The organism is Pseudomonas sp. TH08 (genome assembly GCF_016651275.1).
In the GTDB taxonomy this organism is placed as follows: domain Bacteria; phylum Pseudomonadota; class Gammaproteobacteria; order Pseudomonadales; family Pseudomonadaceae; genus Aquipseudomonas.
In genome coordinates this window covers 1,274,397-1,287,015 of record NZ_JAEKEE010000004.1, presented here as the reverse complement: position 1 = coordinate 1,287,015, position 12,619 = coordinate 1,274,397, and the positions used below count along the sequence as shown (strand labels likewise).

Annotated in this window: 10 protein-coding genes; 8 read left to right on the top strand and 2 right to left on the bottom strand. The window is 59.7% G+C overall.

Annotated features, from left to right (window positions below; genetic code table 11):
- Positions 1 to 3 precede the first annotated feature (3 nt).
- Together JFT91_RS22855 and JFT91_RS22850 are read right to left on the bottom strand one after the other, a co-directional pair.
- The gene (locus tag JFT91_RS22855) at positions 4 to 1,977 is read right to left on the bottom strand and encodes a MacB family efflux pump subunit (protein WP_201233932.1); all 1,974 of its coding nucleotides are present in this window, start codon (positions 1,975 to 1,977) and stop codon (positions 4 to 6) included.
- Entirely contained in the window at positions 1,978 to 3,150 is a 1,173-nt protein-coding gene (locus tag JFT91_RS22850) for an efflux RND transporter periplasmic adaptor subunit (RefSeq protein ID WP_201233931.1), read from the bottom strand. It abuts the gene before it with no gap.
- A gap of 322 nt (positions 3,151 to 3,472) precedes the next feature.
- Between JFT91_RS22850 and JFT91_RS22845 the strand changes: the two genes are divergently transcribed.
- From JFT91_RS22845 to JFT91_RS22810, 8 genes are all read left to right on the top strand, one after another.
- Entirely contained in the window at positions 3,473 to 3,955 is a 483-nt protein-coding gene (locus JFT91_RS22845) for a sigma-70 family RNA polymerase sigma factor (RefSeq protein ID WP_201227198.1), read from the top strand.
- A 134-nt stretch (positions 3,956 to 4,089) separates the two neighbouring features.
- Entirely contained in the window at positions 4,090 to 5,424 is a 1,335-nt protein-coding gene (locus JFT91_RS22840) for a lysine N(6)-hydroxylase/L-ornithine N(5)-oxygenase family protein (protein WP_201233930.1), read from the top strand.
- 572 nt (positions 5,425 to 5,996) lie between these two features.
- Positions 5,997 to 8,696: a magnesium-translocating P-type ATPase gene (gene mgtA, locus JFT91_RS22835; protein WP_201227196.1), complete on the top strand. Its 2,700-nt coding sequence runs from the start codon at positions 5,997 to 5,999 to the stop codon at positions 8,694 to 8,696.
- 142 nt (positions 8,697 to 8,838) lie between these two features.
- On the top strand, positions 8,839 to 9,555 hold the full coding sequence (locus JFT91_RS22830) for an MgtC/SapB family protein (protein ID WP_008084043.1): 717 nt from the start codon (positions 8,839 to 8,841) through the stop codon (positions 9,553 to 9,555).
- 166 nt (positions 9,556 to 9,721) lie between these two features.
- Positions 9,722 to 10,111 (top strand): hypothetical protein, encoded by a 390-nt coding sequence (locus JFT91_RS22825; protein ID WP_201233929.1) that lies wholly within the window; start codon positions 9,722 to 9,724, stop codon positions 10,109 to 10,111.
- A gap of 16 nt (positions 10,112 to 10,127) precedes the next feature.
- The gene (locus JFT91_RS22820) at positions 10,128 to 11,348 is read left to right on the top strand and encodes an EAL domain-containing response regulator (RefSeq protein ID WP_201233928.1); all 1,221 of its coding nucleotides are present in this window, start codon (positions 10,128 to 10,130) and stop codon (positions 11,346 to 11,348) included.
- Between the two features lie 77 nt (positions 11,349 to 11,425).
- Positions 11,426 to 11,848 carry a chemotaxis protein CheY gene (locus JFT91_RS22815; protein ID WP_201233927.1) on the top strand — a complete coding sequence of 141 codons (423 nt, stop codon included), beginning with the start codon at positions 11,426 to 11,428 and terminating at the stop codon, positions 11,846 to 11,848.
- A 135-nt stretch (positions 11,849 to 11,983) separates the two neighbouring features.
- Positions 11,984 to 12,610, top strand: a complete 627-nt coding sequence (locus tag JFT91_RS22810; protein ID WP_201233926.1) for a response regulator transcription factor — start codon at positions 11,984 to 11,986, stop codon at positions 12,608 to 12,610.
- The last annotated feature ends 9 nt before the right edge of the window (positions 12,611 to 12,619 follow it).

Here is a 12,619-nt window from a genome sequence, read left to right as displayed (position 1 = left end):
CGATCATTCGCTGGTAAGGGCCGTGACCGGGTCGAGCCGGGCAGCTTTGCGGGCCGGCATGAAGCCGAAGACAACACCGGTGACAAGCGCGCAGCCAAAAGCGCCGAGCACCGCCAGTAACGAGAAGGCGACCGCGACGTCGCTGAGGATCAGCACGCCGCCGACGAGTAACGCCAAGGCAATCCCGGCGATCCCGCCGACCACCGAGAGCATCACGGCTTCGGTGAGGAACTGACGCAGGATGTCGCGCTGACGCGCACCGGTGGCCATGCGAATACCGATCTCGCGGGTGCGTTCACGCACGGTCATCAGCATGATGTTCATCACGCCGATACCGCCGACCAGCAGCGAAATCGCGGCAATCGAACCGAGCATCAGGGACAGGGTGTTTTGCGTGCGCGCCTCGGCCTGGATCATCGCGGCGTTGTTGGTCAGTTCGAAATCTTTCTTGCCGTTGTGCAGACGCAGCATCATCCGCTCGATGTCCTGCTCGGTTTCCTTGACCCTGCGCGCATCGGCGGCGGCGATGGCAACGTACTCCGGGTTATAGGTGCCAAACAGGCGCGTGCTGGCGGCGGAGTAGGGAATGGCAATGCGGTCGTCGCTATCGGAATCGCCAGAGCTGGAACCCTTTTCCGCGAGAACCCCGACCACTTGAAAGGGCACGTTTTCAATCAGAATGTACTGCCCGATAGGGTTGGCAACATCCTTGAGCAACTTGCTTCTGACTTTGTGCCCGATGACGGCAACCGCAGCGCCACTGGCTTCGTCGGCAGCGGTGAAGTAAGTGCCTTCAACCACTGGCCAATTGAAAATCTTCGGGAAATTGGTGTCATTGCCGCCCACGTAACTGTTGTGGTCGAGATTGCCGAAACGCACCACGGCTTCGGCGCCGTTGACGGGCATGATCTGCTTGATCAGCGGCAGGGTGGCGAGCACGGCGAGGTCGTCGAGGGTGATGATGCCCTGCGGAGCGCGCGGGTGCGGAGGGACGCCGCCCAGATAAATGATGTTCGAGCCGAACGCGCCCATTTGTGCCATGACCTGGCGCTTGCTGCCTTCGCCGACCGCCAGCATCACCACCACCGACGCGACGCCGATGATGATCCCGAGCAAGGTCAGGGCGGTACGGAAGCGGTTGATCCACATCACCCGCCACGCCGCGTGCAAGGCGTCCACCAGTTCGCCTTTCCAGGCGCCCGTGGCTTCGGCGCCCTCGGTCAGACGCTTGCGCAGATCCACCGCTTGCAGCGCGCCAGGGTTGGCACTGATCTGGGCGTGGGGATTTTCGCGGGCGCTGTCGCTGATGATCAGGCCATCGCTGATTTCGATGATGCGCTTGGCCCGCGCCGCGACTTCGCGATCGTGGGTGATGAGGATCACCACATGGCCCTGGCTCGCCAGTTCGTCGAGCAGCGCCATGACTTCTTTGCCGCTGTGGCTGTCGAGGGCGCCGGTCGGTTCGTCGGCGAGAATAATGTGGCCGCCGTTCATCAAAGCGCGGGCAATCGATACCCGTTGTTGCTGGCCGCCGGAGAGCTGATGCGGACGGTTGCCGGTGCGCGAAGCGAGGCCGAGGCGGTCGAGGAGGGCGGCGGCGCGGGCATGACGCTCGGCGGCTGGAGTGCCAGCATAAATCGCCGGCATCTCGACGTTTTCCTGGGCGGAGCCGGAAGGGATCAGGTGATAGCCCTGGAACACAAATCCAAAGGCTTCGCGCCGCAGCCAGGCCAGCTCGTCGCTGTCCAGACGAGCGACATTTTCCCCGGCGAAACGGTATTCGCCGGACGTCGGTCGGTCGAGGCAGCCGAGGATGTTCATCAGCGTCGATTTGCCGGAGCCGGACGCGCCGACAATCGCCACGAATTCGCCGGCGTGGATCGACAGGTCGATCCCGCGCAGCACGTGAACTTCAGGCGAGTCGCCGCCACCGTAGGATTTGCGGATGTCCTGCAGGTCGATCAGGGGCGTTTGCATTCAACCACCACTGCCGTCGGCCGGGCCGATCAGCAGGTGATCGCCTTCACTCAGGCCGTCGAGAATCTGTACCTTGAGTCGATCGGTGATGCCGGTGCGCACTTCGCGGGATTCAATTTTGCCGTTGGCGGCAACCACCTGCGCGGTCTGCAGGTTGGCTTTGTCGCTGCCTTGCAGGGCCGCCACCGGGGCGGTGAGGACATCCCTGGCCTGATTGGCGACGAAGAACACCTGGGTGGTCATCTCCGCCATCAGTGCGTTGTCGGCGTTATCCACGTCCAGCAAAACGGTGTAAAGCACCACGCGAGCGCTGCCGCTTTTGCTGCTGCTGGCCGGGCTGCCGCCGCCCTGACTGGTTTGGTCCAGCGGCTTGGGCGGTACCGGCAGAATCTGCCGCACCGTGCTGCTCCAGCGCCGATTGCCGCCGCTGAGGGTGGTGAAGTAAGCGGTCATGCCCGGTTTGACGTGGCCGATGTCTGCCTCGGAAACCTCGGCCCACACGGTCATTGGCGACAGTTTGGCGATGCGCAGAATCAGCGGCGTTTGCTGTTGCGCGTTGAGTGTCTGGCCTTCGCGGGCATCGAGGGCGACCACGGTACCGGCCATCGGCGCGTAGATGCGTGTGTAGCCGAGCTCGGCCTGATCGCTGCGCAGACTGGCTTCGGCCTGGCGGATCTGCGCCTGAAACATGTCGATGCGTGCTTGCGTGGCTTTCAGTTCGGCGCGAGCGGTCTGTACGTCTTCTTCTCGGGTTGCACCGCCGGCCGCGAGGTTTTGCTGGCGCTGATATTTCTGTTGCGCCAATTCATGTTGCGCGCGTTGTTCCTGCAATTGCGCCTTGAGGTTCTCGATCGAGAAGCGGCCGGCGTCGAGCTTGGCCTTTTGCGTCGATGGATCGATTTCCACCAGCAATTGGCCTTCCTTGACCACGTCGCCGACTTCGACATGGATCTTCTGGATCTGCCCGGAGGCCTGCGCGCCGACGTCTACGTAACGGCGTGGTTGTAACGTGCCGAGTGCGGTAACGCTGCTTTCGATATCGCCACGGCTCACTTGCACGGTGGCGAACTTATCCCGGCCCGGCGGCAGCATTTGCCACGCGGCATAGCCGACAACAGGGATCAGACAGAGGACTACGAGCAGGGCGCGTCGGGCGGGGCGGGGACGTTTCATGCAGGGTTCCGGCCAGTGGAAATCGGCCCGTCGTTCGGCTGGCACACAGTTTCGGGCAGCGCTGAACGCTGTCGCAGGGCGCGACAGACACGGGGAGCTGTCCTGTAAACGTTGCAAGGGCGAGGGAATTTAAGCGAAGACACACGATGTTACAGCTATAGAACAGGACTATTTCTCGGGCAACGACAAACACCACTTTAAATCTATATGAGAATTACTATAAATTACGCGCCTCAAGTTGCCACTATCTTGCTACTGCCGTTCAGGTGCTGGCAGATCAGTCGGCTCAAGGACAGAAACCGCACCACAGCGGTCGGGAGTCATGTTGGAAAACTACTATCGGGAGCTGGTGTGTTTCCTGAACGCCAAGCTTGGCAACCGTCAGGTCGCCGAAGATGTGGTGCATGACGCCTATCTGCGAGTGCTGGAACGTTCCAGCGACACGCCGATCGAGCAACCCCGAGCCTTCCTCTATCGGACCGCGTTGAATCTGGTCATCGATGACCATCGGCGCAACGCACTGCGTCAGGTCGAATCGCTGGAAGTGCTCGACACCGAAGAACGTTACTTCACGCCTTCACCCCACAGCACGTTCGATCACGGCCAGCGCCTGGAGATGCTTCAGCGGGCCTTGGCGGAACTGTCGCCGATGTGCCGAGAAAGTTTTCTACTGCGCAAGATCGAAGGTCTGTCGCATCCGCAAATCGCGCAACAGCTCGGCATTTCCAAGGCTCTGGTGGAAAAACACATCGTCAACGCGATGAAGCATTGTCGTATCCGGATCAAGCAATGGGATGCCCATTGAGCTGTCACTGTTAAATTTTATTTCACTGTCCTCGTTCCTACTCAACAGACGACCTGCTGTCCTGCTCAAGGCCGGTCAGGTCACTTAGGCTCTCCTTGCCCCTTGTTGAGGGGTTCATCCAGAGGACACTGGAAATGACTCAGGCAATTGCATCGCCCATCGTTCACGACCTGATCGGCGTCGGTTTCGGCCCTTCGAACCTGGCGCTGGCCATCGCTCTGCAAGAGCGCGGGCCGACCCAGGGCGAGCTGGATGTGCTGTTCCTCGACAAGCAGGCTGACTACAGCTGGCACGGCAACACCCTGTCGACCCAAAGCGAGTTGCAGATTTCCTTCCTCAAGGATCTGGTGACCCTGCGCAACCCGACCAGTCCATACTCCTTCGTCAACTACCTGAAGGATCACGGCCGTCTCGTTGACTTCATCAACCTCGGCACCTTCTACCCGTGCCGCATGGAGTACAACGACTACCTGCGCTGGGTCGCCGGGAAGTTCACCGAGCAGAGCCGTTACGGCGAAGAAGTGCTGACCATCGAGCCGGTGCTGCACAACCATCAGGTCGAAGCGCTGCGCGTCATTTCCCGTGGCAGCGACGGTCAGCAGCATGTACGGACTACCCGCTCGGTAGTGGTCAGCGCCGGCGGCACACCGCGTATTCCTCAGGCGTTCAAGGCGCTGAAGGGCGACGCCCGCGTGTTCCACCACTCGCAATACCTGTCACAGATGGCCAAACAGCCGTGCGTGAACAATCAGCCGATGAGCATCGCGATCATCGGTGGCGGGCAGAGTGCGGCGGAAGCCTTTATCGACCTGAACGATTCGTTCCCGTCGGTGCAGGTCGACATGATCCTGCGTGGTTCGGCACTGAAACCGGCGGACGATAGCCCGTTCGTCAACGAAGTGTTCTCGCCGGAATTCACCGATCTGGTGTTCCAGCAGAACAGCGCCGAGCGTGAGCGTCTGGTCAACGAGTACCACAACACCAACTACTCGGTGGTCGACATCGACCTGATCGAACGCATCTACGGCATCTTCTATCGCCAGAAGGTTTCGGGGATTGCCCGTCACGCGTTCCGCACCCTGACCACCGTCGAGAGCGCCACTGCCACTGAAAACGGTATAGAACTGGCCGTGCGCAACAACGCCACCGGGGAAGTCACCGTACGCAACTACGATGCTGTGGTATTGGCCACCGGTTACGAGCGGCAGATGCACCGCAAACTGCTCGCGCCGCTGGAAGAGTACCTGGGCGAGTTCGAGGTTGATCGCAACTACAAACTGATCACTGATGAGCGCTGCAAGGCCGGCATCTACATGCAGGGCTTCTGCCAGGCGAGCCATGGTCTGAGCGACACGTTGTTGTCGGTGCTGCCGATTCGTGCGGACGAGATTGCCGGCTCGCTGTATGAACATGGCAAGAATCGCGGGCATCGTTCGATGGCGGATCTGTTGTTGGCAACTGCCAGCTAACACCTGCGGCGTCTGATATACCGCTATCGCGAGCAGGCTCACTCCTACAATGTTCTGTGTAAGCAGGACCCCTGTAGGAGTGAGCCTGCTCGCGATGGCGCCATTCAAAACACCACCAATCTTCAATCCTGAACCCTTCCTGAACATCCCCCACATTCCCTGACGTACTTCCTTCTGCGGGTTTACTCTCCAATCATCGGGGCGTAAGCTTCGCGCGTTTTCATCAATAGCGGAGACCCACAGTGGGTACTTGTTCGAGTGACAGTTGTCGGCCGGTCTCGGTAACCGGCAGATTCTCGGCAAGATAACGCGCAGCCTTTCTCTGCCGTTGTCTCGCCGTAACAGCGAGCAGCGGCATCCCGTGCATGACCCGTTCTGGGGCATGTCTGGACGTTCCTTCTCATCGACGCTGAACAGAGCGTGATCTCGACTGCACAGTCGTGATCGCAGCCCTATCGACACGCCTGTCTTTTTGACCGGCGCGCCAAGCCTTGCCGTGCCGGTTAATCCGGCGGACGAGGCGCGGCCGTACCTGCTTGACGGTTTCCCGGCTGACCATAGGGGCAACAGCCATGAAACTTACGCTCAAGGAATTTTTCGCAGGCTTTCTGCGGACCCGCCACATCGCCCGGCACTTCCGTCGCCTGGCGCTGCTTGAAACCATCAACGACACCACGGTCAGCCGTGAAGTCCCGCCAACCTTGGCCAATGTGCTGGTCGATGCCGCGCACAGCGACAGCGGCGTGTTGCTGTCTTCACTGGGCACGCACTCCGATGGTCTGACCGATTTCGAAGTCGATGCGCTGCGTGCGCAATACGGCCTCAACGAAGTCGAACACGAGCAACCGCTGCCATGGTGGACTCACCTGTGGCACTGCTACAAAAACCCGTTCAACCTGCTGCTGACCTTGTTGGCGGTGATCTCGTGGCTGACCGAAGACCTCAAGGCGGCCGTGGTGATTTTTTCCATGGTGGTGCTGTCGACGCTGCTGCGCTTCTGGCAGGAAAGCAAATCCAACCAGGCCGCCGACGCGCTCAAAGCCATGGTCAGCAACACCGCCACGGTGATGCGCCGGGATGCGCCGCGCAGCGAATTGCCGATCAAGCAATTGGTGCCGGGGGATCTGATCGTGCTGTCGGCCGGTGACATGATTCCGGCCGATTGCCGGGTGCTCAGCGCCAAAGACCTGTTCGTCAGCCAAGCGGCGATGACCGGTGAATCGATGCCGGTGGAGAAATTCCCGCGTCAGCAGGATCGCGACACGCGCAATCCTCTGGAACTGGAAAACATCCTGTTCATGGGCACCAATGTCGTGTCGGGCACAGCGGTGGCGGTGATTCTGACCACTGGCAACAGCACCTATTTCGGTGCGTTGGCGCAACGCGTCGGCGCGACTGATCGGGCGGTGACGTCGTTCCAGCAAGGCGTGAATAAAGTCAGCTGGCTGTTGATCCGTTTCATGTTCGTCATGGCGCCGCTGGTGCTGTTCATCAACGGTTTCACCAAGGGTGACTGGACGGAAGCACTGCTGTTCGCATTGTCGATTGCAGTCGGTCTGACCCCGGAAATGCTGCCGATGATCGTCACCTCGACCCTGGCCAAAGGCGCGGTGTTTTTGTCGCGCAAAAAAGTCATCGTCAAACGCCTCGACGCGATCCAGAACTTCGGCGCGATGGACGTGCTGTGCACCGACAAGACCGGCACGCTGACTCAGGACAAAATCTTCCTCGCGCGCAATGTCGATGTCTGGGGCCAAGACTCCGATGACGTGTTGGAAATGGCCTACCTCAACAGCTACTACCAGACCGGCCTGAAAAACCTGCTCGACGTCGCGGTGCTGGAACACGTGGAAATCCACCGTGAACTGAAAGTCGGCACGGCGTTTCGCAAGGTCGATGAGATCCCGTTCGACTTCAATCGTCGGCGCATGTCGGTGGTGGTCGAGGGGCGTGGTCAACCGCATCAACTGATCTGCAAAGGTGCGGTGGAAGAAGTGTTGGCGGTGTGCAGCCGCGTGCGTCACGGTGAGGTCGATGAAGCCTTGAGCGATGAATTGCTGACCCGGATTCGTCAGGTCACCGCAGCATTCAACGCTGAAGGCTTGCGCGTGGTGGCAGTGGCCGCCCGCTCGATGCCCGAAGGTCGCGAAATCTACAGCCTGGCGGATGAGCAGGAACTGACGCTGATCGGTTATGTGGCGTTCCTCGATCCGCCGAAGGAAAGCACCGCGCCGGCGCTCAAGGCTTTGGCCGAGCATGGCGTGGCGGTGAAAGTGCTGACCGGCGACAACGAGCTGGTGACGGCGAAAATCTGCCGCGAAGTCGGCCTCGCCCAACAAGGTCTGTTGCTGGGCAACGATGTCGAACGCATGAGCGATGCCGAACTGGCAGTGGCCGTAGAGACAACCAACGTCTTCGCCAAACTGACGCCGTCGCACAAGGAGCGCATCGTGCGCATCCTCAAAGGCAACGGTCATGTGGTCGGCTTCATGGGCGACGGCATCAACGATGCGCCGGCCCTGCGCACCGCAGACATCGGCATTTCCGTGGACAGCGCGGTGGACATCGCCAAGGAAGCGGCCGACATCATCCTCCTCGAAAAGAGCCTGATGGTGCTGGAGGAGGGCGTGCTTGAAGGCCGTCGCACCTTCGCCAACATGCTCAAGTACATCAAGATGACCGCCAGTTCCAACTTCGGCAACGTGTTCTCGGTGTTGGTCGCCAGTGCGTTTATCCCGTTCCTGCCGATGCTGCCGATGCATCTGTTGGTGCAGAACCTGCTCTACGACATTTCGCAGATCGCCATTCCGTTCGACAACGTCGATGACGAGATGCTGAAAAAACCGCAGCGCTGGCAGCCCGGTGACGTCGGCCGATTCATGCTGTTTTTTGGCCCGATCAGTTCGATCTTTGACATCACCACGTTCGCCTTGATGTGGTACGTGTTTGATGCCAACACCCCGGATCACCAGACGCTGTTCCAGTCCGGCTGGTTCGTGGTGGGGTTGCTGACCCAGACGCTGATCGTGCACATGATCCGCACGCCGAAGATTCCGTTCCTGCAAAGCCGTGCAGCCACGCCGCTGCTGGTGATGACCGGGATCATCATGGCGGTCGGGATCTTCCTGCCGATGGGCCCACTGGCGCATTACTTCAAATTGCAGGCGTTGCCATCGCTGTACTTCGTGTTCCTGCCGGTGATTCTGCTGGCGTACATGGCGCTGACCCAGGCGGTGAAAGGCTTCTACATCCGCCGGTTCGGCTGGCAATAATGCTGCCCCTGTAGGAGTGAGCCTGCTCGCGATGGCGATGTGTCAGTCACTGCAATGTTGACTGACACATCGCCATCGTCGGAACGCCGCCCGGAGCAGGCTCACTCCTACATTTGGTCGTGTGTATCTCAAGGATTTCATCATGCAAGCCATCAACAACCTCAATCTCGATTCGCTGCTCGACACCCTCGTCAGCCTCAGCGCCGCGTTCATCCTCGGCGGTCTGATCGGCTTTGAGCGTCAGTACCGGCAACGCACCGCCGGCCTGCGCACCAACGTGCTGGTCGCGGTCGGTGCGGCGATTTTCGTCGACATGGCCAACCGTCTCGCCGGCGCTGAAGGCGCGGTGCGTGTGGTCGCTTACGTGGTCTCCGGTATCGGGTTTCTCGGTGCTGGGGTGATCATGCGCGAAGAAGGCAACGTGCGTGGCCTCAACACCGCCGCGACCCTCTGGACTTCTGCCGCAGTCGGCGCCTGCGCGGGTGCCGATCTGCTCGCCGAAGCCGTGCTCGGCACGCTGTTCATCCTCGCCGCCAACACTTTGTTGCGGCCCATCGTCAACAACATCAACCGTCAGCCACTGGACGTGGTCTCGGCGGAAGTTACCAACATCGTTTATGTCATCGCCCGGCGCTCGCAGCAGAAAGCCGTGTTCGCCTTGCTCGAAGCCGAGCTTGAACGCAGCAACTACCCGGCCAGCGATGTTGACGTGCATGCCTTCGGTGCCGATGAAATCGAAATCGAAGCCACCTTGGCGACCACCTCGGTCGATGGCGATGAGCTGGATGCACTGGTCGCACGAATCTCCACCTCGGCGCTGGTGGTGCAGGCGTTCTGGAGTCCGAGCACCACTGAGTAGGTTTTTTGGGCGTCTCCTGCGGTTCCACGGATCAATCTGGCAATCCACGCTGGTGATCTTGTCGGGTTTTGGGAGATTTCCGACCGCATTTAAGAATTTTCCTACAGAGGTTTGAAAGAGGGACGGTTAGCGTAGTCAGCACATTTTTCCCACGCTGTTAAATCCTATGTCCTACAAACGCTGGCGAGTGGTCATTGCCGAAGAGCAAAGCGTTCTGCAAGGCAGAATCGCGAGGATCTTCAATGAACTGGGCTATCGGAATCTCACCCCGGTGCGTTCTTTTCGTGAACTGCTGGCCATGACTCACTACGCCCATGACCCGTTCCAGCGCTTTGATCTGATGGTGATCAACGGTGAGTTGATCGCTGCCGCCGGTGTCGACCCGGTGCGTTTTTTCCAGAGCAGCCCACAGATTCGCCACTGTGTCATTCACGATGCGCGGCGCGGTCAGCCGCAGGCCGAGACCATCTACGCCAACCATCAACGCCAGTTGCACCTGACCCGCACACCGGATCGACAGACGCTGGGTGCACTGCTGGAGCAGCTTGATGTCTAGAGGAGAAACCACGCTCATGTGCAGATTGCCGCTGCGCGTTTTAGTGCTTGAAGACCATGCGTTCCAGCGTGCGGTTGCGGTCAGCATGTTGCAAAGCCTGGGTTGCCACGAGGTGTTCGAAGCCAGCGATGGTGCACAGGCGCTGGCGCTGCTGGATGAAATCGGCAGCGTCGACATTGCGCTGTGCGATTTGCAAATGGAGGGCATGGACGGCCTGGAATTCCTCCAACGGGTGGGCGCTTCCGGGCAAGTGAAGTCGATCATCATCAGCAGTTCGTTGTCCGCCGATTTGCGCCTTGCGGTGCACCAAATGGTCAGGCTGCTCGGTCTGGACCTGTTGGGTGATGTCGGCAAACCGTTGCATGCGCAAGTCCTGGCCGATCTGCTGAACAGATTTGTCAGCGGCTCAAGCATCGGCGAATGCCCGCCGACGACGGTCGCTATGGCCAGCGAGGAGTCGGTGCGCCGGGCTCTGGCGGATGGGCAATTGCACGCCTGGTATCAGCCAAAATTCAACCTGCGCAGCGGTGAAATCTGTGGGGTGGAAGTGCTCTGTCGCTGGCTGCATCCGACTCGCGGAATCATCGCACCTGCGCTGTTCGTACCGGTACTGGAACGCTGTGGCTTGCTCGACGAGCTGCTGTTTTTGCAACTCGATCAAGCCCTCAAGGTGCAGCGAAGCGCCCGCGCGCAGGGTTTCGTCTTGAACCTGGCGTTCAATCTGCAAGCCGTGCAGTTAGCCAGCGCAGAGCTGACGGCCTCCCTCAAAAACATTCTTTCGCGCCATGCCGCGCAAGGCTCCGGCCTCACGTTTGAACTGACCGAAAGCGGCTTGTTGGAAGCACCGGCCGCCAGCTTCGAAAACCTGGTGCGCCTGCGCATGATGGGCTGCCGTTTGTCGATCGACGACTTCGGCGCAGGGTTTTCTTCGTTGCAACGCTTGTGTCAGCTGCCGTTCAACGAAATCAAACTCGACGCCGACTTCGTGCGCAACCTTGAGCACGAACCGCGTTGCCGGGCGGCGATCAGCAGCACCCTGGCGCTCGGCGAAACCCTCGGCATGGCCGTGGTCATCGAAGGCATCGAAACCGATGCGCAGCGTCGTGAATTGCTCGCGCTGGGCTGCACGCAGGGGCAGGGCTACTGGTACGCACGACCGATGGCCGGGAGCGATTTGTTGCATTGGCTGCAACAGCGCAGTGCCCGTCGGGTCTCGGAAGATCGATCAGCTTTTTAGGAAAAGTCCTACAGAACCTGCCGTTGAGCTTGCGTAGTCTTGCCGCACTCAGAACCCTGTCCCTCTGGAGATCGACCATGATCAATAAAACCCTGCGTGTCCTGATCGCTGACGCGCAGCATTTCAACCGGATGAAAATCGAACGTTCATTCAATGCCCTTGAGTACTACCGGATTGCGCCCGTGCAAAGCCTCCTCGAGTTATTGACGCTGGTGGAGTACGGCTGTGAACCGTTCGACGTAGTGGTCATCAACGCTGAACTGGCCGCGGGCTCGCTGGAGCTGCCGGCGTTCTTCCTCGATAACCCGCAGGTGCGTCATGCCCTGATCTACAACGATCCTTCGGCACCGTTGCAGGTGTTTTCAGCTTTCGCTCAGGACAATGTGCTGATCAGTCATGCGCCGTTGCCCAATGAACAGGCAATCAGGCACTTGATGGCTCACGTCGACGTTGCGCAGTGGAAGCCCGAGCAAACCGTACAACGCCGGGCGTATGCATAGAAGTGCGCTGACCGCAACTGTCAGATCTGACAGGTGAATCCCTTCCCGTTCCATGTAACAGTCTCTGCGCAGCCACTGAGTCCGGATCAATCCACGCCGGTGGCCTAATCGTCAGAGTCTGCCCTGGGAGTGTTCATGAAGTCAGCGCTGATCGTCGACGATCATCCGGTGGTGCGCGCCGCCGTCAGACTCGTGCTGGAAGCGGAGCGCTTCAGTGAGATCTACGAGGCATCCAGCGGTAGAGAAGTCTTGCAATTGCTCCGCGAGCACCAACCGCAACTGGTAGTGCTTGATCTGCGTTTGCCGACACTTGATGGCCTGGAAGTTCTGACCCGCATCAGAGTCAACGACTTTGACTGTCGCATCCTCGTGTTCAGTTCCCACGATCCCCTGTTTTACCAGGAGCGCTGCCTGCGCGCCGGGGCAATGGGCTACGTGACCAAAACCAATCAGTTGGCACAACTGCACAAAGCCATTCAGGCGGTGATGTCGGGTTACACCTATTTTTCCGCGATGCCGGACAACGTCAGCACGTTGAATGCCGTGCAAACCACGGAAAAGCAAATGATCGACCAGCTCTCCGATCGCGAATTGAACATTTTCGAGCAACTGGGCCAGGGCAAGGCCAACAAGGCGATTGCCGAGGAGATGCACCTGAGCCACAAGACCATCAGTACCTACAAAACCCGTCTGATGAAGAAGCTCGGGGTGAGTTCAGCGGTGCACTTGCGCGATTTCGCCAAGCGCAATCATTTGATCTGAGCGGCCGGT

Coding starts and splice junctions, on each gene's coding strand:
- JFT91_RS22850 (WP_201233931.1), bottom strand. CDS start 3,150: ATGAAACGTCCCCGCCCCGCCCGACGCGCCCTGCTCGTAGTCCTCTGT.
- JFT91_RS22840 (WP_201233930.1), top strand. CDS start 4,090: ATGACTCAGGCAATTGCATCGCCCATCGTTCACGACCTGATCGGCGTC.
- JFT91_RS22815 (WP_201233927.1), top strand. CDS start 11,426: ATGATCAATAAAACCCTGCGTGTCCTGATCGCTGACGCGCAGCATTTC.
- JFT91_RS22825 (WP_201233929.1), top strand. CDS start 9,722: ATGTCCTACAAACGCTGGCGAGTGGTCATTGCCGAAGAGCAAAGCGTT.
- JFT91_RS22810 (WP_201233926.1), top strand. CDS start 11,984: ATGAAGTCAGCGCTGATCGTCGACGATCATCCGGTGGTGCGCGCCGCC.
- JFT91_RS22820 (WP_201233928.1), top strand. CDS start 10,128: ATGTGCAGATTGCCGCTGCGCGTTTTAGTGCTTGAAGACCATGCGTTC.
- JFT91_RS22855 (WP_201233932.1), bottom strand. CDS start 1,977: ATGCAAACGCCCCTGATCGACCTGCAGGACATCCGCAAATCCTACGGT.
- mgtA (WP_201227196.1), top strand. CDS start 5,997: ATGAAACTTACGCTCAAGGAATTTTTCGCAGGCTTTCTGCGGACCCGC.
- JFT91_RS22845 (WP_201227198.1), top strand. CDS start 3,473: ATGTTGGAAAACTACTATCGGGAGCTGGTGTGTTTCCTGAACGCCAAG.
- JFT91_RS22830 (WP_008084043.1), top strand. CDS start 8,839: ATGCAAGCCATCAACAACCTCAATCTCGATTCGCTGCTCGACACCCTC.